The organism is Aliidiomarina sanyensis, assembly GCF_003987175.1.
Lineage (GTDB): Bacteria > Pseudomonadota > Gammaproteobacteria > Enterobacterales > Alteromonadaceae > Aliidiomarina > Aliidiomarina sanyensis.
Genome location: NZ_PIPM01000006.1, coordinates 35,849 through 56,130 on the forward strand (window position 1 = coordinate 35,849; position 20,282 = coordinate 56,130).

A 20,282-nucleotide genomic window follows, 5' to 3' on the forward strand; every position below is an offset into this window, starting at 1 on the left:
TTTGCGAGCAGCGTTTTAGACCAGAACACTAATCTTGGTGACAGTTATACCAGAACTGAGTGGTCGGTGCATTGTCGTTTGTGTCGCAAAACCATTCAATTTTCTTTATAATGCAGGGCCATCCCAATCCCTCATTGCAATCCGGAGCCTTACCAGTGGAAATCCTTCGTGGTTCACCTGCTTTGTCTGATTTTCGTGCAGAGAAATTATTACAACGACTACAGACGGCTGCTTTGCCAGTCACCGCCCTCTACGCCGAGTTTGTTCACTTTGTGCAAGTGAGTGCGCCACTTTCGGTTGCACATCAAGAGGTCTTGGCTGCGCTGTTAACCTACGGCCCGAAGCGAGAAGCGCACGTTCCCGAGGGACAACTCATCGTTGTGACGCCGCGTGTGGGAACCATTTCACCCTGGGCTTCGAAAGCAACCGATATTGCACACAACTGCGGACTCGAGGCGATTGAACGGATCGAACGTGGCGTTGCGTACTATCTTGAAGGGGAGCTCAGCCCAGAACAACGCAAGCAAGCGGCGATGCTACTCCATGATCGGATGACCGAAAGTACTTTCGAATTGCTCGCAGATGCGGATATCCTCTTCGCCGAACAATCGCCTGCACCGTTCAGCACCGTTGATATCATGGGGCAAGGGCGCAGTGCACTTGAAGCGGCTAATCGCGAACTCGGCCTCGCACTCGCGGATGATGAGATTGATTATCTCGTCGAGAATTTCCAAAAATTAGGACGCAATCCGGTGGATGCTGAACTCTACATGTTCGCACAAGCCAACTCCGAGCATTGCCGTCATAAAATCTTCAATGCGGATTGGACCATTGATGGCGAGCCGCAAGAGAAGTCCTTGTTTAAGATGATCAAGCGCACCTTTGAGGTGACTCCAGATTACGTGCTCTCTGCTTACAAAGACAACGCGGCGGTGATGGAAGGTTCGGAGGCGGGTCGCTTCTTCCCTGAGGCGGGAACGCATGAATACCGCTATCACGGGGAGCCAATTCATATCCTCATGAAGGTCGAGACCCATAATCACCCGACCGCGATTTCTCCATACCCAGGCGCAGCCACCGGTAGTGGAGGTGAAATACGCGATGAAGGTGCCACAGGCGTTGGCGCCAAGCCGAAAGCCGGATTAGTCGGTTTTTCAGTGTCTAACCTGCGAATTCCTGGGTTTGAACAGCCGTGGGAAGCAGATTTTGGCAAGCCAGGTCGTATTGTTTCCGCGCTCGACATTATGTTGGAAGGGCCGTTGGGCGGCGCCGCATTCAATAACGAATTTGGTCGGCCAAATATCACCGGCTATTTCCGTACGTACGAAGAGCAAGTGGTCAGTTTTAATGGTCTTGAGGTGCGTGGTTATCATAAGCCGATCATGATTGCAGGTGGCTTGGGTAACATCCGAGCGGACCATGTACAAAAAGATGATATTCCCGTGGGTGCGCCGCTTGTGGTTCTCGGTGGTCCAGCTATGAATATCGGGTTAGGAGGCGGTGCCGCCTCCTCGATGGCCTCCGGCGACTCATCGGAAGCGCTCGATTTCGCCTCGGTTCAGCGGGAGAATCCAGAAATGGAGCGGCGCTGCCAAGAAGTGATTGATCGCTGTTGGCAGTTGGGTTCAGAAAACCCAATCGTTTTTATCCATGATGTCGGTGCAGGTGGACTTTCCAATGCGCTTCCAGAACTTGTCAATGATGGCGGGCGCGGTGGTGAGTTTAAGCTACGTGCGATCCCAAATGACGAGCCGGGTATGTCGCCGATGGCGATTTGGTCGAACGAATCGCAAGAGCGTTATGTTATTGCCATTGCTCCTGAACGTCTCGCAACCTTTGAGGCAATTTGTCAGCGGGAACGGGCACCGTTTGCGGTGGTTGGCGAAGCAACCGAACGTCAGACATTGCGTTTGTATGATGAAGTGTTTGATAACTACCCGGTCGATATGCCGCTCAACGTCCTCTTGGGTAAACCACCTAAAATGCATCGCGAAGTGAGTTCGACTCAACTTAATTCGGCACCTTTAGCAACGGCGACCTTGCAAGTGCGTGATGCCATTGAGCGTCTGTTGCGCTTACCAGCCATTGCTGAAAAAACGTTTTTGATCACCATTGGGGATCGCAGTGTGACGGGTCTTGTTGCCCGTGATCAGATGGTGGGTCCGTGGCAAATTCCGGTAGCAGACTGCGGAGTAACTGCAGCGTCGTACGATAGTTATGCGGGTGAAGCGATGGCCATGGGGGAGCGGACGCCGCTTGCCTTGTTGAACCATGCCGCGTCCGCTCGAGTCGCGGTGGCAGAAGCCATTACCAATATTGCCGGGACTGCGATCGGAGACCTCAAGCGAATCAAGTTGTCGGCAAACTGGATGGCACCGGCAGGGCACCCAGGCGAGGACGCAGGCTTGTACGCTGCGGTGAAAGCGGTCGGCGAAGAATTGTGTCCAGCGCTGGGCTTAACGATTCCGGTCGGCAAAGATTCGATGTCGATGCAAACTCGCTGGCAAGAAGATGAAAAAGAGAAAGCTGTTATTTCTCCGATGTCACTGGTTATCACGGCATTTGGGCGTGTAACTGATGTGCGAAAAACGGTTACCCCTGAATTGAAGCCAGAGCAGAGCGATTCGCGCCTGTTGCTGCTCGATCTGGGCCGCGGCCAGAATCGCTTGGGTGGCTCGGCGTTGGCCCAAGTGCATCGTGAATTGGGTGACACCCCCGTAGATTTGGATGCACCGGAATACCTCCGCGTTTACTTTGAGGTGCTGCAGGCGCTGGTTGAAGCGGGCGACCTGATTGCATACCACGATCGCTCAGATGGCGGCGTATTTGTTACTGTGGCGGAGATGGCGTTTGCCGGAAACTGTGGTGCAGTGATGACCATCCCAGCGTCGGTTGACTTGATACCGGCGCTCTTTAGTGAGGAGCTCGGTGGCGTCATTCAAGTAACGCCTGAGGTTGCAAAACGTGTTCAAGCACAATTCGCGGAAGTGGGTTTTGCGGACATGGTGGTTGATCTCGGAACAGTTACCCCGAACGATGAGATTCGGATCATGCATGGAGAGCAAACGGTCTATGCGGAGCCGCGCTCTGTCTTGCGTTCTATTTGGGCCGAAACGACCCATCAGATGCAGCGATTGCGTGATAACCCAGGTTGTGCAGACCAAGAGTTTGCACTCAAGCAAGATGCAGCGAATCCGGGTCTCCATGCAAAGCTAACTTTCGATCCAGCAGAAGACATCGCAGCGCCCTTTATCTTAAAAGGCGTTGCGCCGCGAATCGCGATACTGCGAGAACAAGGCGTGAATTCCCATTATGAAATGGCGGCGGCGTTTGACCGAGCCGGTTTCCAAGCGATCGACGTGCATATGAGTGATATTCTCGCGGGCCGTGTGCAGTTAGCTGACTTCCAAGCGTTGGCCGCGTGTGGCGGATTCTCCTACGGTGATGTTTTGGGCGCCGGTGAAGGGTGGGCGAAATCAATTTTGTTCAACACCCAAGCCCGCGAGCAGTTTGCGCAGTTTTTCCAGCGTAAAGATACGCTTGCGTTGGGGGTCTGTAATGGCTGCCAGATGTTGTCGACTTTGCATGAACTGATCCCAGGAACGGCGCATTGGCCGCGCTTTGTTACGAACCGCTCGGAGCGTTTTGAGGCGCGTGTGGCCATGGTCGACGTGCAGAAGAGCCAGAGTCCATGGTTCGAGGGGATGGCCGGTTCACGGATGCCTATCGCTGTTTCGCACGGGGAAGGGCGAGTTGAATTCGCGCACTCCGAAGCGGTGACTGGGTTGAACGAGGCCGGGCAAATTACCCTGCGTTATGTGGATAATTATGGACAAGTGACGGAGCACTATCCAGCGAACCCGAATGGTTCCGTGCAGGGGATTACTGGAATTACTAACGACGATGGACGAGTGACGGCGATGATGCCACACCCTGAAAGAGTCTTCCGTGCGATTGCGAATAGTTGGTATCCGGAAGATTGGCAGGAAGATGGCGCTTGGATGCGTTTGTTCCGTAATGCGCGCAAAGCGCTCGGCTAAACCCGACCAAGCGAAATCCTTGATGTCATAAAAAAGGCCACCTTCATTCGGTGGCCTTTTGTGTTTTAATCCAATGCGGGTTATTGGACCCACTCAATAAGTTGACGACCAATGTCCGTTTGATCCTGGAAGCCACGGAAATAATCTGACCAAGGACCAAAGCTGATCACTGGAACATCTTCACCGGTGTGACCGCCGGTGGTCCAGCCCGCGCCAGTGTGCGCACGCACGATATCGACCAACACATTTTGAATGGCCTGACGATTACGCTCACTGCGGCTCGCGTGTTCGCGCAGTGCGGCTTGATGGTTGGAGCTCAGTGGGAATGGAATGTATTTCTCGACGTAGTCATTCCAATCGACTGCCGGCATATCGACGAGGTCAACGGCCATGGTCCGAAGGCCACGACCGATTTTGTGGATTTCACCGGCGCGGAACTTATAGTCGCCGTCCGCTCCGAGGGTGAGACCTCCTGTGGAATGGTCGGCGGTTAAAATCACCGCGGTATCATCACGCTCGTTTGCGTAACTGTAGAGAAACTCCATCAGCTCTTCGAGTTCAGCCATTTCATGCATGGCACAGGCGATATCGTTAGCGTGACCACACCAATCCACCATAGACGCTTCGATCATAATGATATAGGGACGATCGTCTTGATCCAGTAACCGAAGGGCTTCTTGACTCATCATGCGCAAGCGCTTTTTGTCGTCGATGACATAGGGGAATGAATCATCGTGAAACAGGCCGAACACGGGGAGCGTATCAAGTGTTTGCAGCTGTTCATATTCGTCCACAAAACTCACACCGGCGGCTTGTAGCGTTTCTACATGGTTCACTTCGGTTCCATCTTCCTCTTCACGCACGAAAAAGCGAGTGCCACTTCCCAAGACGATATCGAAATTTGGGCTGCCGTCATCGCGCAGGGCGGCCATCTGATCGGCAATTTCAGCTTCCATACGGCGTGACGGAACGTGCGCGAAAAATGCGGCGGGTGTCGCGTGAGTGACGCGGGTTGTCACCACTGTTCCGGTGCGCCAATCGTTGTCTTTTGCATATTGCATGACGGTGCGAATCGGATTGTGTTCGGCATCTACCGATATCGCGCCATTAAAGGTTTTATAGCCTGTCGCAAGGGCGGTTGCGCTGGCGGCTGAATCGGTGACTTGGGTATCGTCCGCTGGATAGGTGCTCGCCATCCCAACCAAGTAACGATCAAACAGGGTGGACTGCACATCGGAGTCAAGGGTGTAGTCGCGGCCATCTTTAAAATGACGGTAGGCAGTTACGTAGGGGAAACCCATTCCATCAGCGATCACTAAGATAATGCGTTGGGGACCCTGTGCTTGCTCTTCAGCAGCGACTGGGCTGCTGTTGAACCCCACCGCCACAGCGACAAGAGCGAGGGATGCAATAAAGCGTTTCATCATGAGTATATCCTAATCTTTAGTTTGCTAGCGTTTACGGTTCTGTTCTTTGGTGGCCAGTTTACGCTCGGAATTTTTCCGAATCATGACATAAGTCGCCCCTGCACCTCCATGATGCTTTTGTGCGGTATGAAAAGCCAATACTGGCTCAAGCTCGGGGAGCCACTGATTACATAAGCTTTTCAACAGAGCGGGCCGAGGCTGGCTTTTGAGACCAAGTCCGTGGATGATCAGTCCGGTGCGAATTCCACGGCGATAACAATCGGCAATAAAACCGGCGACTTCTCTCCGGGCTTCTCGAACTCGAAGATGGTGGAGATTGAGGGTGGCTTGCGGTTCGTAATGGCCTTTCTTGAGCTGCCGGAACACGCCATCTTGCACACCATCTTTGCGCCAAAAAATGGGGTCGTGTGGCTCAATCCAGTCACGAACCTCTTCGCTTAGCGCAATACTATCCTCGTCTTCCTGTGCTTGCGCTGCCCGTTGGCGTTCCGCTTGCTGTTCGGGCGTGAGGCCTTGATGTTCTTGGCGCACGATATCATCCGCCTTGATGCGCGCAACATCGTGCATCATCTCTCGAAACAGATCGAATTCATCCGAGGGACTTTTCTGACCTTTGCTCTGCGACATGGATACCTCACACACCCCAATCGATGCCTCAGTGTACCAAACAAGACCAAGGTAGCCAACGCAGCGCGTTGGGTTTCGCGATGTAGCCAACGCACTGCGTTGGGTTGAGCTCGGGTGGGAGCTATGCCGTCTCCGGGACGCCGTGAACCCATCCATGGGGGCTTGACTGCCGCATCCATGCGGCAGACACCCGGCGGAGGCATAGCCCCACCCTCGCACACAACGCGCAGCCCCGGCTCCGTATCGCTCCGTTCAAGCTCGTTTTAATCAATCAGACCCAACGCAGTGCGTTGGCTACGTTACTACATCGCGCGACCCAACGCATTGCGTTGGCTACGTTACTACATCGCACGACCCAACGCAGTGCGTTGGCTACGTTACGTTGGCCACAATGCGTTGGGTCGTTCTGGGGGGTTAGAAGGAATACATGACGCTCAGTTGGAAGCGATCGAGGTTGCCGTTGTCGCCCGAGAGCAGTTCACGCTTGGCACGGCTGATTTCAGCACCGACGACCATACTTTCGTTCACTTGATACATCACGTTCGCGGCAATGCGCTGGGTGTAGTCGTTGGCATTTAAACCGGTCAATTCACGCTGGTCTTTGAATTGCCCGCGAGAAAAAATGAGGTTGGTGCGATACTGATCACTCCAAACATGCCGATACGCGGCTGTGAAACCTGTGTATCCCAGTGCGTCCAGATTGAGCTCTTCGGTGATGACCGCGTCGTTGACAGAATTGAGCCCGACATACCGGCCAATTCCCTCACCATGCACGACACCGAGCCGAAGGTCATGGGGACCCAAATCGATTTTGGTATTCAGGGCAATACCGTATCCTGAGGTGGTGTCACTGACGCCGCCCTGACGGTATTCGATCTCCCGGTACAGGCCTGCTGCGAACAGGTGTACATGATCGATTTGCGTCTGGTAGCGGATCGTTAAATCAGGCATTGCAGTGTCACCAGTGGTGATGCGATCGGTGCCACCTTGGAATGGTGTAATGGTTGACTCGGGTGCTTCGACGGAGAACGACCAACCATTATCCATGGTGTAGCGGATCTGAGGCTGGCGGTTAAACACGATACCGTCTGGATTACCGACGAAGTCGGGGCTTTCAGGGATCATGTTAAGATCCATGAAGTTACTCCAGAACTGACCGACCAGCCATTCCCGATACAAGATAAAGGCATTGCGGATGCGTGGGGAATAGCTGTTGGTGACCCGCTTATCGCCGCCCGGTGTGCCTAAAAAATCGAACTCAAAGTGACCGGTAATGGTCTCGCCGTTGGCAAGCTCTTGGCTTGCGCGGAACCAAAAACGAGATTCCCGTGCATGAAAATCTGTGTAGGTATTGCGCTCTCCACCGACCGGCGTGAGGGCAGGGATGTAGAAATTACGGCCAATACTATCCGTGGGCAGAAAACCGCTATCCGTGCGTGTCACCATGGTATCGAGTTTGATGTAGCCACCGTACGTGATGCTGGTCTCGTTGGCCTGCGCATTCGCACTGGTCGCAACGGCACCGAGCAACAAAGCGCTGGTTACTGCGCTGGCGAGTACGGTTTTATTCATTCGTAACATGTTCGTTTCCTCATAGCTTTTAACAAGGCGTTTTGGCGTTTTATAGGGTCACGGAAGATGCAGGCTGGATCAATCTAGACTATGGTCTAATAGGTTTCCCACGGCAGAATCAGTACAACTGTGAGCATACAAAAATAAGGAGGAATTGACCGATGGCAGCAAAAACTTATGCGATGCCAACCGCCGTTGCGGAACATGCTCGTCTCTCGCCAGCGAGCTACCAAGAGAAGTACGCGGCGTCGATTGCCGATCCGGAAGCATTTTGGCGTGAGGAAGGCAAACGCATCAATTGGTTCAGTCCTTACAGCAAGGTCAAAGAGACAAGTTACGCGCCGGGGAATGTGAATATCCGGTGGTTTAGTGATGGAACATTGAATGCTTGCTACAACTGTGTCGACCGTCACTTACCAAAGCGTGCGGACAAGACAGCGATTATTTGGGAAGGAGACGAGGTTGATGTGCAAAAGCACGTAACCTTCCGTGAACTCCACGAGCACGTTGCGCGCTTTGCAAATGGTTTAAAGAAGCTTGGTGTAGGCAAAGGAGATCGTGTCGCGATCTACATGCCGATGGTCCCTGAGGCGGCCTATGCCATGCTGGCCTGCGCCCGTATTGGTGCGGTGCATTCGGTTATTTTTGGTGGGTTTTCGCCCAATGCGATCGCTGATCGGGTGAACGATTGCGAGGCAAAAGTAGTGATTACCGCGAACGAAGGGCGTCGCGGTGGAAAAGCCGTCCCGTTAAAGCCCAATGTCGACAAGGCCCTTTCGAAAGGAGCATGTCCGACGGTTGACCATGTGGTCATCCTAAAACATACGGACACCGACTATGAACTCGAGGCGCCGCGGGATGTTTGGTGGCATGAGCTGATTGGAGATTGCGACACGGATTGTTCGCCTGAGGTCATGAACGCTGAGGATCCGCTTTTCATCTTATATACCTCAGGCTCAACCGGAAAACCCAAAGGGGTAGTCCATACCACCGGTGGTTACATGGTGTATGCTTCCATGACCCACGAGTATGCATTTGATATTCGTGAAGACGACGTTTATTGGTGTGCAGCGGATGTGGGCTGGATTACCGGCCACAGCTACATTGTCTATGGTCCACTTGCGAATGGCACGACGACCCTAATGTTCGAGGGCGTACCAACCTATCCGGACGTGTCGCGGATCGGCAAAGTGGTCGATAAACACCAAGTCAATATTCTCTACACGGCACCAACGGCTATTCGTGCCTTGATGGCAAAAGGCACGGCTGCAGCAAAAGGCAGTACGCGGGAGTCACTGCGTATTCTTGGTTCAGTTGGCGAGCCGATCAACCCTGAAGCGTGGGAGTGGTATTACAACCATATTGGCAATAGCCAATGCCCGGTCATCGATACGTTCTGGCAGACCGAGACAGGTGGCATTCTAATTGCTCCGTTCCCAGCAGCGACGGATATGAAGCCGGGTTCAGCCATGCTGCCATTTTTCGGAATCAAGCCGAAACTCGTGGATAACGAGGGGCATCCGCTCGAGGGTGCGACCGAAGGCAACCTAATCATCGAAGACTCATGGCCCGGACAAGCCCGCACCTTATGGGGTGACCATGAGCGTTTCGAACAGACATATTTTAGTACCTATAAGAATGTGTATTTCACTGGCGATGGTGCGCGTCGTGATGAAGACGGCCATTTCTGGATCACGGGTCGGGTGGATGATGTACTCAATGTATCGGGTCACCGTTTGGGTACTGCGGAGATTGAGAGCGCCCTGGTCGCGCATGAAGTGGTGGCCGAAGCGGCTGTCGTAGGTTATCCCCATGATCTCAAAGGCCAAGGCATTTATGTCTACGTGACCGTGGTGGATGGTGTGAATGCAACCGATGAGCTCCGGGTGGAATTGGTGAAGTGGGTTCGTTCTGAATTGAGTCCCATTGCAACGCCCGACTTTATTCAGTGGGCTCCTGGTTTACCGAAAACCCGTTCGGGTAAGATTATGCGACGGATTTTGCGTAAAATAGCCTGCAATGAGCACAGCAATTTAGGCGATACCTCTACGTTAGCGGATCCGAGTGTGGTAGATTCGTTGATTGAGAATCGATTAAACCGGTAAGGGATCCGGGCGCCATAGCCGCCCGGCAAGTGCTATGACTCGATTATTAATTGCCGATGACCATCCGCTGTTTCGCGAGGCCCTGCAAGGGGCTCTCGCGAATCATTTTTCTGATCTCCAAATTCGTGAGGCGGATAGCCTCGAATCCACGCTCGACGCGCTCGCCACCGATGATGATATTGACCTTCTCCTCCTCGACCTACACATGCCGGGAGCGGGAGACTTGTACGGGTTAATTCGTATCCGAAATGACTATCCATTATTGCCTATTGCGGTCATCAGTGGCGCTGAAGATGTCCAAGTGATTGGTCGATGCATGGGGTTTGGTGCGCTTGGGTTCATTCCGAAATCAATGCCGTCCAATCAAATAGCCCAAGCAATTGCTAGTATTCTTGACGGTGACGAATGGGTTCCAGAATCTGTTCGGGAGCAGCTTGCGGAAGTATCTCAAGAAGATAAAGAACTGGCGGAGAAGATTGCGGATCTGACACCACAGCAATACAAGGTTTTGTATTATGTGCACGAGGGGCTTTTGAACAAGCAGATCGCCTACCAATTGGGCATAACCGAAGCGACGGTGAAAGCGCACATGACGGCTATCTTTCGAAAACTGGATGTATATAACCGCACGCAAGCCGTGTTGATTGCGGAGCGTTTGCAGCTCTCCCCACCATAATCGTGGCTAAAAACCTTGCACCCACCCCGGGGCACAAGGTTTTTCAAGCTCACGACATTTCTTTGTGGCGTTGCATATGTTGTAGTAACGCCTTTAATTGCGCGGGCCGCACGGGCTTGGCCAAGAACTGCAAGCCGGCGCGTCGAGTGCGGACTTTTAGCTCCGGATCGCGAACCGCAGTGACCAGCGCACCAGGAACTTTTTTCTTCCAAGCATCTTGAAGCTGATGCCACAGGCTTAAACCATCGCCGTGCTCCCCGAGTTGGTAATCCAGAAGTACACCGTCCGGAGCGGGGTTTTGTTGAGCCCATTGGAGGGCCTCCTTCGGCGTTGTAAATTGCACACTGCTGCAATTCCACTTGGTTAACAGGGCGTTTAAAGCCTCAAGGTTTGCGCCGTCATCATCCACACACAAGATCTGCAGTCCGTCATGAGCTTGCGTTGAACGCTCGGGTTTCTCACGTGGAATGATTTTTTGTGTGTCGCCGAGTGGAACGAGAACCGTGAAACAACTTCCCTGACCAAGCTCAGAGCGAATCGTCAATGGACAGTTCAGTTGTTCGGCCATACGCTTCGCGACACTCAAACCTAAGCCAACCCCACTGGTACTGCCCTTGTGTAACCGAATGAACGCTTCAAATATCTCTTCATGTTTTTGCTGTGGGATACCGGGGCCAGTGTCCCAGACACTAAGTTCCGCAAAGTTTCCTCGCTTTCTGACCGCGAGCAGCACCTTCCCTTGATCGGTATATTTGATGGCGTTGGACACGAAGTTTTGAATAATGCGTCGCAAATAGGTGGGATCGGTGAACACCGTTAAGTTTCTTAACCGAGCTTTAAATTTAAGTTTCCGTTGCTCAGCAAGCACCTGATACTCGGGGACAAGGGGTCCGAGGATGGTGTCTAAATCAATGTGCCGAAGCTGGGGCTGCATCGCCCCTTGATCCATCTTCGCGATCGACAAGAGTGCAGAGAGTAAGTGTTCCGTGGAGTCCAATGCCGTATCCACTTTGTGGATGAGCCCTGAGTGATGCGCATCGAGCCGCTCGGTATCGACCGCCGAGAGATATAAGCGTGCGGCATTGAGCGGTTGCAAAATATCGTGACTAGCCAAAGCAAGGAAGCGTGTTTTACTTGCGTTGGCGGCTTCCGCCTCCGCCTTAGCGGCCTGTAGCGCTTTCTCAACCTCGCGACGACGGACAATTTCCTCGGTCAGTTCTCGATTAATTTCACGTACTTCATCGGTCCGGCTGCGAATCCGTGCCTCAAGGTCGATATTGGCATCCTCAAGCGCGTTTTGCGTCTCGATGTGTTCGGTGACATCGGTAAAACTGGTAACAAAACCCCCGTGTGGGAGCGGATTCCCTACCATTTCAATCACTCGACCATCTGAGCGACGACGGATAAACCGATGCGGTGAACCCTGTTGCATATAGCGCAAACGCTTCGCAACAAGCTCATCAATATCACCAACACCACACTCACCGCGCTCCGCGTTGTAACGAATAAGATCTGCAATCGGGCGGCCGGGCTGGACCATGCCATCGGGATAATCAAATAGCTCAAGGTAACGTCGGTTCCAAACCACCAAGCGTAACTCCTTGTCCACCACAGAAATGCCTTGAGCCAAGTTCTCAAGGGATGAATACATAATTGATTGTTGGGTTTGCAGCGCTTGGGTGGTGTCGTCAAAGAAATGCACCACTTCCTCAAGATTTAGCTTGCGGTTCTCCATCGCCGCATGAATGAGTGAGCGCGCTGTGGCGGCACCTAATACGCCAGCGATCGAGCGTTCTGCATAATCGGTGAATTGAGAGTCTGCATTTCCCTCACGATTCAACACCGCATGGCGTTCGTAGGCAATCAGGAGCTCCGCACTCCGCTCGCTCCCGAGGAAGGTTTCCATCAGCAAAATTAAATCACCGACGCGCGTTGCCTCAGGCTCCGACCCTTTCGTTTGATTACTTTGCGCCAGTCGCGGTTGGACGAAGGCGGTCGCTTGAATTTTATCGACGAGTGCGGGGACAGAAAGATAGCTAAACAGAATGTAGGCGGCCGTATTGAGCCCTAAACTGATCACGGTTCCATGGGTGATAATGCGCTCAGCAAGGGACGGATCCGATTGGGTGAGTGGCAGGAGAATGGCCAGAATCCATGCCACCAAACCTGCCACTAACCCCATATACACCCCTTGTGCATGCCCTTTGCGCCAGTACAAGCCCCCGATCATGGCGGGTAGCAACTGCAAGACCACAGAAAATGCGAGCAGACCGATGCTGACGAGGTTGAGGCGAGAAACCCATAAGTGGTAACAGGCCCAGCCTAGCAACAGAACTAACGTAATGGAGTATCGACGGACGCGGAGTAACCGGCGGTAGAAGCGATGGGGTTGCGGAATGCTGCGTCGATCGCGCGTCAACCAGATTGGCATGATCACATCGTTACTGATCATGGTGCTCAAAGTAAGCGTGGCAATAATAACCATTGCGGTGGCCGCTGAAATTCCGCCGATGTAAACAAGAATGGCCAACCACTCTTGTCCAAAATTGAACGGGATTAGCAATGGTAAAACGGATCCATCCCCATTGCTCGGAAGTAACGCCTGTCCACTCACGGCAAGGGCCGCAATGGCCAGTGAGGTCAATGCAAGGTACAGAGGAAACAACCAACGAGCGGTCTTGAGGTGACTTAAACGGACGTTATCCACCACAGTGACATGGAATTGGCGAGGTAGACAGAGAATAGCACCAGCCGCCATGGCCAGTTGAATGAAAAATTCAGGGGTCAATGCCTGGCGCGGTGACCATCCCGGGCTGAGGTCCATGGATGCCAATTGGGCGCCAAGGGTTAAATCATTGCTGCTGCGAAACAGTATCCAACCAAACAGCGCCGCACCACACAACGCGACCAGTTTAACGATCGATTCAAAGGCAATCGCCAACATCATGCCGGACCGATACTCGGTCACCTCCATGCGACGGGTACCAAACATGATGGCGAATAGCGCCATTAAAATGGCGACGGCTAATTCTTTTAGTGAACCTCCGGTGGTCTCAGGCGGTAAATCACTGAGTGTATTAAAACTCAAACCCACGGCTTTTAGCTGCAATGCAATGTAAGGAATGATGGCCGCGGCGGCAATGAGAGTGACAACTAACGCCATACGATGGCTTTTTCCATACCGAGAGGCGATAAAGTCTGCGATAGATGTCGAGTTTTGTTGCTTACTGACCATGACCATTTTGGTGATAACGGGCAGGGCGAACAGATACAGTAAAATCGGCCCAAGCAGAATAGGAAGAAAGCTCCACCCGCTGTCAATGGCATTGCCCACAGCCCCATAGTAGGTCCAGGTGGTGCAATAAATGGCTAAGGACAATCCATACACCCATGGGTGCAAACTGAGCTTATAACCGAGCGTCGATTTCTTCTCGCCCCACAGCGCGATCGCGAACAGGAGGGCGATATAGATCAAACCAGAACTGACCAAGATTAATGTCATAGGGCATCAATTTGCTGCGATGGAAAGTTTTCTAATCTAACACTTTAGTCGGAAACCGCCAGTGATTTGGCGCGAATAACTGGCCTATTCGACTAAGGTCCAATTTCGCCCTTCGGGCTTCTCCAACATGCTTGCTCCATACCTCGGGAACAACCACAAAAAGCCGAGGTTTTCGACAACCTTTGGAGGAAACACACATGGCATTTGAATCGGAAGATCATGCCAAAGCCTATTGGAAAGAGAATCTTGCTTTAATGATCAAGCTCTTGATTGTTTGGTTCACGGTCTCTTTCGGCTTCGGCATTATCCTGGTGGACTGGCTGAACCAGATCACCTTTTTCGGCTTCAAGCTCGGGTTCTGGTTTGCCCAGCAAGGCGCTATCTACACCTTTATCGTGCTGATCTTTATCTACATCCATCAGATGAACAAGCTCGATAAAAAATACAAGGTCGACGAGGAGTAAACTATGGATATTCAAACACTCACGTTTATCGTCGTCGGTCTGACTTTTGCGCTTTATATTGGAATTGCAATTTGGGCGCGTGCCGGTTCGACGAATGATTTCTATGTAGCAGGCGGGGGTGTGCCTCCGGTTGCAAATGGGATGGCGACAGCTGCAGATTGGATGTCTGCTGCATCCTTCATTTCAATGGCGGGTCTGATCTCCATGCTCGGATATGACGGCAGCGTCTATCTGATGGGATGGACCGGCGGATATGTGCTTCTGGCACTCTGTCTGGCACCTTACTTGCGTAAGTTTGGTAAGTTTACCGTGCCCGACTTTATTGGCGATCGCTATTACTCGCAAACCGCGCGGACCGTTGCGGTTATTTGTGCCATCTTGGTGTCCTTCACGTATATCGCGGGTCAGATGCGCGGTGTGGGCGTGGTTTTCAGCCGCTTCTTGGAAGTCGACATTACAGCCGGTGTCTTGATTGGCATGGCGATGGTTTACTTCTATACCCTGTTGGGGGGAATGAAGGGCATTACCTACACTCAGGTTGCTCAGTATTGTGTTTTGGCGTTCGCCTACACAGTTCCTGCAGTCTTTATCACCATGCAAATGACGGGGCATTTCTTACCACAAACTGGGTTTGGCGCGACCTTAGCCGACGGTTCGGGTCAGTACTTACTCGAGCGCCTCGATGGCTTGTCGACGGAGCTTGGTTTTGCACCCTACACGGAAGGTACTAAATCGGGCTTAGATGTATTTGCAATCACTATGGCGCTGATGGTGGGTACCGCGGGTTTGCCACACGTTATTATCCGCTTTTTCACGGTTCCGAAAGTTCGTGATGCACGCCGCTCAGGTGGTTGGGCACTGGTCTTTATCGCGGTGGTATACACCACAGCACCGGCTATTGCTTCTATTACCAAGGTGAATATCTTGAACACGCTCAACGGTCCGGATCAGCAAGGCGTCTTGTATGAAGATGCACCGAGCTGGGTCACGAACTGGGAGCGAACGGGTCTTATCACCTGGGATGATCATAATGAAGATGGTCGGATGTTCTATTCGAATGACGAGCGGAATGAAATGCACGTCGACGCGGACATCATTGTCTTGGCAAGCCCAGAGATCGCGAGCCTACCGAATTGGGTAGTCGCCTTGGTCGCAGCGGGTGGTGTTGCCGCGGCACTGTCTACCTCAGCAGGGTTGCTCTTGGTTATCTCGAGTTCCGTGTCTCATGATTTGTTGAAGCGAACCTTGATGCCGAACATATCGGACCGGCAAGAGCTATTCTATGCACGGGTAGCGGCTGGGGTTGCCGTGGTCATCGGTGCGTATTTCGGGATTAATCCGCCCGGCTTCGTGGCGCAGGTGGTCGCCTTCGCGTTCGGTCTGGCTGCGGCCTCGTTCTTCCCAGCGATTATCCTCGGGATATTCCATAAGCGGATGAACAGCACCGGAGCCATTGCGGGAATGGTCGTAGGTATTATCTTCACCTTGTCCTATATTATTTACTTCCGCTTCATCAATCCGGCGGCAGATACCCCAGAGAACTGGTGGTTCGGAATTTCGCCGGAGGGAATTGGAACGGTGGGGATGCTTCTGAACTTTATTGTCGCCTTGACGGTGTTGAAGTTCACCAAGGAAGCTCCGAAAGAAATTCAGGATTTGGTGGAATCCATTCGATATCCGAAAGGCGCTGGCGCAGCAACGGGCCATTAAGCGTAACGCAAGCCCCGCTATGGCGGGGCTTTTACTATGGATTTTTTTATGACCAGTGATAGCCAAGATATTCGTAGCTTTTTACAACAGACTCCACCGTTCGATGCGCTCGATGCGGACACGTTGAAACTTGCTGCCGATAAAATGCAGGCGATGTATCTGTGTCAGGCGAACCGGGACGAAATCATTCGCCCGGATCGTCCTATGTTGTTTTTGGTGCGCTCCGGCGCATCAGATTTAGTCGACAAAGATGGGCAGCACATTGAGCGTCTCGAACCGGGAGACCTCTTTGGCTACCCATCTTTGTTGACTGGTCGAGCGATTACGAATCGCTTGCAAGTGATTGCTGACGGCATTGTGTGGACGTGGTCCGCGGCGCTGTTTGATGAAATGCGCCGACGTTCTCAAGCATTTGAACGTTATTTTATGAATGCCCATGGGCAACGGCTGCTCGCAGAGAAAGGGGGGCAAACAGGTCTTGATTGGACCGAGAAAACCTTGGACTCGGTGTTGGAACGGACGCCTGTTTCTATTCCCAGCGCTGCATCAATCCGAGAGGCAGCAATCAAAATGTCCGAGCATCGGGTGTCCTGTTTGCTAGTGGTTGATGACGAGCAGTTACGGGGAATTTTGACGGATAGAGATTTGCGTAACCGTGTGGTTGCCGCTGGATTGACGACAGATACAGCCGTGGCCGCCGTGATGACACCGATGCCAGCTGTCGTCTATGCCCGAGAAAGTTTATTTGATGCACTGACTGCGATGAGTCAAACCAATATTCATCATCTACCGGTGCTCGATGATCAAGAGCGTCCAGTTGGCGTCATCACAGCAACCGATTTGATGCATCAACAGCGCAGCGAACCGGTGCTTCTGATCAATGCATTATTCAAAGCACGGGATAAAGAAGCCTTGGTGCAGGAGGCGCAGAAAATCCCAGATTACTTGCGCAGCTTTGCTGGACGGGTGCGAGACATCGGGACGATCGGTCGACTGCTGTCGTCGTTAACCGATGGGATGACTAAAAAACTCATTCAACTTTATGAGCAGAAACATGGCAGTGCCCCATGCGCCTATGTGTGGTTGGCATTTGGTTCGCAAGCCCGTGGGGACCAAACCCTGGGATCGGATCAAGACAATGGGCTCCTATTCGCCGATGAAATCACCGATGGTCAGCGCCAGTGGTTTGCAGATATGGCGACGTATGTCTGTGATGGGCTCGCGGATTGCGGAATTCGTTTGTGTCCTGGGGACATCATGGCGAAAAATCCAGTGTGGCAAATGACGCGGTTGCAATGGCGGGAGCAATTTCAAAAGTGGGTTCGTTCCCCAACACCCAAAAATATTATGCATAGTATGATTTTCTTTGATAGCCGTGCGGTGGCGGGCAATACGACCTTGTATCGTAGGCATCGGGAGGAGGTCGCGAAGCTAGCGCAGCATGATATGTTCTTGGGAAATATTGCACGTCATATCGGCGAGCTAAGTGTCCCTCTCGGATTATTTAATCGGTTTCGCACGAAATCTGAGGGCGAGTTTGAATATATTGATATTAAGAAGCAGGCGATTGCCATTTTGAATGATATTGTCCGCTTATACAGTCTTTCCGCGGGTCTTACGGTACCTGCAACACCAGCGCGTTTAGCCCAGCTGCGCGGGAAGAGCCCGCTGAACGACAAGGACAACACGAACCTGCTCGAAGCGTGGCAGTTTCTGACGCAACTTCGCTTAAATGTGCAAATGGATCGGCGCTACGATGGCGTCCCTGCGAATGCTGTGGATCCAGAGCAATTAAGCACGTTGCAAAGACGGCAACTGAAGGCGGCCTTTCGTGTGATTAAAAATGCACAGCAAGGGGTCTCCTTTAAGTTCGGTAGGAATATGTGATGCGTCGTCTTCGAGCCTGGCGCCATGGCCGAGGGAATTGGCAGCAAGCGCGATGGATGGCGCTTGATATTGAAACCAACGGGCTGAGTCCAAAGGAAGATGCGATGCTCAGCTTGGCTTGGGTTCCAATTCAACCTCCTGTGATTGCGCTTGATCGCACCGGTTATTCGTTACTTCATTCGGATACCACGTTGAATCAAAGCGCGACGATTCATCAGTTATCCTCGTCTGATCTTGCCTCCGGCCGGCCTTTGAAAGAAGTACTTGAGGCGTTCACGCACGATGCGCAGGACCATTTTATCGTGGCTCATAATGTGCAGTTTGATCGAAGCGCGTTGCAGGCTGCTTTGGCCCGCGCCGGAATGCGTTGGCGCGCGGATGGATGGTACTGCACGCTCCTTGCGGAAAAAAAGCGTCTAGAGCGTGCACACAATGTCCTTCCTCACGGCAGTCTGACACTTGCTGCAAGTCGCGCGCGGTATGGGCTTGCGGACTTTACTGGGCATCATGCGTTGCACGATGCGATCGCCTGCGCTGAACTTTTCCTTGCCCAAGCCTATCGAAGCAGCAACGGGCAATCGATTCCTGCTCGACGGATTCTGAAGGATGGGCGCTGAAGCGAAATTGCTTTTTATTTAGGCAAATTTCAGTATACTGCGCAACAAGTTGTTAACAATCCTGCTATGGCGCGCAATGAGGGCGGCAACCTTCATGTCATAGGTGTGCAGATATTGTGAGGTCGTTTTGACGATTCGTGAACATCAACTCGAACAAATGATTCGAGACGTCATGGATGAAGTTGCAGCGGAGACAGGCCGCGAAACCTTAAACCAGATCGATAGCCAAACCTTGCTCGCTGAGAGCGGCTTGGATTCTCTTGGTCTTGCTATCGTTATGGCTCGCCTCGAAACGCGCCTCGGTTTCGATCCCTTCGCGCGCACCTCCGATGCTCAATTCCCAAGAACCTTCAGCGAACTCGTTGCGCTCTACCGACGCCAATTGTAGCCAACGCAACGCGTTGGGCGCCCAATTCGAACGGGGCGCTGGGCACAGAGATCGTAGCCAACGCATTGCGTTGGGCGCCCAATTCGAACGGGGCACTGGGCACAGAGATCGTAGCCAACGCATTGCGTTGGGCGCCCAATTCGAACGGGGCGCTGGGGCTCGAGGCGGGTCAATCCCTCCCCAGGGACGCCGTAAATACGTCCCTGTAGGCTTGTCTGCCGCATCCATGCGGCACACACCCTGCGGAGGCATACGACCCACCCCGAACCGTAGCCAACGCACTGCGTTGGGCTGAAAGAAGAAAGTTTCCATAACCACCTGTTACTAAGGAAAGCCCATGAAAGCAGGTATTAAACTCGTCATATTGTTGTTGGTTACCGCGCTGATTTCTGCCTGCAGCGCGATATTTGCAGACACCTCGCATCAATCAGCCCATAGCAGTAGCTTGGTCGATTTTCTCTACCCAAAAGAGCAGGACCGGGTGGCTCATAGTCCTGAAATACCGACTCTGAACTTACCATTGCGCGTTGGGATTGCATTTGTACCGAGCCGTAATCATTGGTACGAAGCGATCCCACAGCGCCGTCAGCTTGAGTTGCTCAATATGGTCCGACAGGAGTTTATTCAGCAAGACTACATCGACCATATCGAATTAATTCCGAGCACTTATCTTGAAGGTCGAGAAGGATGGAACACGGTAGATCAGCTGGCTCGTTTATATGGTTTTGATGTCATTGCCTTGGTGTCGTATGACCAAGTGCGAACGACCTCGGACCGCTCGAGTTCGATTCTTTACTGGACCATTTATGGTTTGTACACCGTGAAAGGTACCGAAAACGAAACACAGACGTTTGTCGACACAGCGGTGTTTGATGTGAAGACGCGCAGTATGCTATTCCGAGCACCAGGCACCTCTAGCAGCTCCACACGCAGTACTGCGATGGCTGCGTCGACTTCGATGCGTCAACAAGCCCATGAAGATTTTGAATTGGCTGTTGTGGAAATGAATGAATTTTGAAATCTGAGCTAGAGCGCTTTGAATATCGGGTGCAAAACGAACAGATAGCACGAGTTGAACGCCGTCCGGGTTATTCAGGGGGGAGTTGGGGTGTGGTGATCATGATCACGGCGCTCACTTTGGCGATTCGCCGTCGCGTGCAGGCTCCCACAAAATAATCAGTAAACTGCTTGCAATTCACCGCGCGGATCCGTAATATCCGCGCGCATCTTTCACCGATTCCGTTTGACTTTTGAGCGCAAACGAGGC

Annotated in this window: 14 protein-coding genes; 10 read left to right on the forward strand and 4 right to left on the reverse strand. The window is 52.6% G+C overall.

What is annotated here, in order from left to right; genetic code table 11:
• Positions 1–155 precede the first annotated feature (155 nt).
• On the forward strand, positions 156–4,040 hold the full coding sequence (gene purL, locus CWE11_RS07060; protein ID WP_126776918.1) for a phosphoribosylformylglycinamidine synthase: 3,885 nt from the start codon (positions 156–158) through the stop codon (positions 4,038–4,040).
• A gap of 80 nt (positions 4,041–4,120) precedes the next feature.
• Here purL and CWE11_RS07065 read toward each other — a convergent pair whose 3' ends face one another.
• From CWE11_RS07065 to CWE11_RS07075, 3 genes are all read right to left on the reverse strand, one after another.
• Positions 4,121–5,467 (reverse strand): alkaline phosphatase, encoded by a 1,347-nt coding sequence (locus tag CWE11_RS07065; RefSeq protein WP_126776919.1) that lies wholly within the window; start codon positions 5,465–5,467, stop codon positions 4,121–4,123.
• A 24-nt stretch (positions 5,468–5,491) separates the two neighbouring features.
• Complete coding sequence (smrA, locus tag CWE11_RS07070; protein WP_157981316.1) at positions 5,492–6,094, reverse strand: DNA endonuclease SmrA; 603 nt, start codon at positions 6,092–6,094, stop codon at positions 5,492–5,494.
• A gap of 414 nt (positions 6,095–6,508) precedes the next feature.
• Positions 6,509–7,675 (reverse strand): DcaP family trimeric outer membrane transporter, encoded by a 1,167-nt coding sequence (locus tag CWE11_RS07075; RefSeq protein WP_126776921.1) that lies wholly within the window; start codon positions 7,673–7,675, stop codon positions 6,509–6,511.
• A 173-nt stretch (positions 7,676–7,848) separates the two neighbouring features.
• Between CWE11_RS07075 and acs the strand changes: the two genes are divergently transcribed.
• Together acs and CWE11_RS07085 are read left to right on the forward strand one after the other, a co-directional pair.
• A complete protein-coding gene (acs, locus tag CWE11_RS07080; protein ID WP_420808389.1) occupies positions 7,849–9,771 on the forward strand; it encodes an acetate--CoA ligase in 1,923 nt (640 codons plus the stop codon).
• 34 nt (positions 9,772–9,805) lie between these two features.
• The gene (locus CWE11_RS07085; RefSeq protein WP_126776923.1) at positions 9,806–10,447 is read left to right on the forward strand and encodes a response regulator transcription factor; all 642 of its coding nucleotides are present in this window, start codon (positions 9,806–9,808) and stop codon (positions 10,445–10,447) included.
• A gap of 49 nt (positions 10,448–10,496) precedes the next feature.
• Here the strand turns inward: CWE11_RS07085 and CWE11_RS07090 are convergent, their stop codons facing one another.
• The gene (locus CWE11_RS07090) at positions 10,497–13,949 is read right to left on the reverse strand and encodes a PAS domain-containing hybrid sensor histidine kinase/response regulator (RefSeq protein WP_126776924.1); all 3,453 of its coding nucleotides are present in this window, start codon (positions 13,947–13,949) and stop codon (positions 10,497–10,499) included.
• A 197-nt stretch (positions 13,950–14,146) separates the two neighbouring features.
• On the opposite strand from CWE11_RS07090, the gene CWE11_RS07095 reads away from it, so the two are divergent.
• The 7 genes from CWE11_RS07095 to CWE11_RS12045 all read left to right on the forward strand — a co-directional run bounded on the left by CWE11_RS07095 (position 14,147) and on the right by CWE11_RS12045 (position 20,191).
• Positions 14,147–14,413, forward strand: coding sequence for a DUF4212 domain-containing protein (locus CWE11_RS07095; RefSeq protein WP_126776925.1), 267 nt, complete (start codon positions 14,147–14,149; stop codon positions 14,411–14,413).
• 3 nt (positions 14,414–14,416) lie between these two features.
• The gene (locus CWE11_RS07100) at positions 14,417–16,123 is read left to right on the forward strand and encodes a sodium:solute symporter family protein (RefSeq protein WP_126776926.1); all 1,707 of its coding nucleotides are present in this window, start codon (positions 14,417–14,419) and stop codon (positions 16,121–16,123) included.
• Between the two features lie 48 nt (positions 16,124–16,171).
• Positions 16,172–18,010 (forward strand): DUF294 nucleotidyltransferase-like domain-containing protein, encoded by a 1,839-nt coding sequence (locus tag CWE11_RS07105; RefSeq protein ID WP_126776927.1) that lies wholly within the window; start codon positions 16,172–16,174, stop codon positions 18,008–18,010.
• Entirely contained in the window at positions 18,010–18,627 is a 618-nt protein-coding gene (locus CWE11_RS07110; RefSeq protein WP_126776928.1) for a 3'-5' exonuclease, read from the forward strand. Before CWE11_RS07105 ends, CWE11_RS07110 begins: the two co-directional genes overlap by 1 nt.
• A gap of 127 nt (positions 18,628–18,754) precedes the next feature.
• The gene (locus CWE11_RS07115; RefSeq protein ID WP_126776929.1) at positions 18,755–19,015 is read left to right on the forward strand and encodes a phosphopantetheine-binding protein; all 261 of its coding nucleotides are present in this window, start codon (positions 18,755–18,757) and stop codon (positions 19,013–19,015) included.
• A 337-nt stretch (positions 19,016–19,352) separates the two neighbouring features.
• Entirely contained in the window at positions 19,353–20,033 is a 681-nt protein-coding gene (gene rhlP / locus CWE11_RS07120) for a rhombotarget lipoprotein (protein WP_126776930.1), read from the forward strand.
• Entirely contained in the window at positions 20,030–20,191 is a 162-nt protein-coding gene (locus CWE11_RS12045; protein WP_157981317.1) for a hypothetical protein, read from the forward strand. The genes rhlP and CWE11_RS12045 overlap by 4 nt, the downstream gene beginning before the upstream one ends.
• Positions 20,192–20,282 lie beyond the last annotated feature (91 nt).

Bases quoted from the DNA above. Each gene is read 5' to 3' on its own strand.
- CWE11_RS07065 (WP_126776919.1), bottom strand. From the start codon at position 5,467: ATGATGAAACGCTTTATTGCATCCCTCGCTCTTGTCGCTGTGGCGGTG.
- smrA (WP_157981316.1), bottom strand. From the start codon at position 6,094: ATGTCGCAGAGCAAAGGTCAGAAAAGTCCCTCGGATGAATTCGATCTG.
- CWE11_RS07075 (WP_126776921.1), bottom strand. From the start codon at position 7,675: ATGTTACGAATGAATAAAACCGTACTCGCCAGCGCAGTAACCAGCGCT.
- acs (WP_420808389.1), top strand. From the start codon at position 7,849: ATGCCAACCGCCGTTGCGGAACATGCTCGTCTCTCGCCAGCGAGCTAC.
- CWE11_RS07085 (WP_126776923.1), top strand. From the start codon at position 9,806: ATGACTCGATTATTAATTGCCGATGACCATCCGCTGTTTCGCGAGGCC.
- CWE11_RS07090 (WP_126776924.1), bottom strand. From the start codon at position 13,949: ATGACATTAATCTTGGTCAGTTCTGGTTTGATCTATATCGCCCTCCTG.
- CWE11_RS07095 (WP_126776925.1), top strand. From the start codon at position 14,147: ATGGCATTTGAATCGGAAGATCATGCCAAAGCCTATTGGAAAGAGAAT.
- CWE11_RS07100 (WP_126776926.1), top strand. From the start codon at position 14,417: ATGGATATTCAAACACTCACGTTTATCGTCGTCGGTCTGACTTTTGCG.
- CWE11_RS07105 (WP_126776927.1), top strand. From the start codon at position 16,172: ATGACCAGTGATAGCCAAGATATTCGTAGCTTTTTACAACAGACTCCA.
- CWE11_RS07110 (WP_126776928.1), top strand. From the start codon at position 18,010: ATGCGTCGTCTTCGAGCCTGGCGCCATGGCCGAGGGAATTGGCAGCAA.
- rhlP (WP_126776930.1), top strand. From the start codon at position 19,353: ATGAAAGCAGGTATTAAACTCGTCATATTGTTGTTGGTTACCGCGCTG.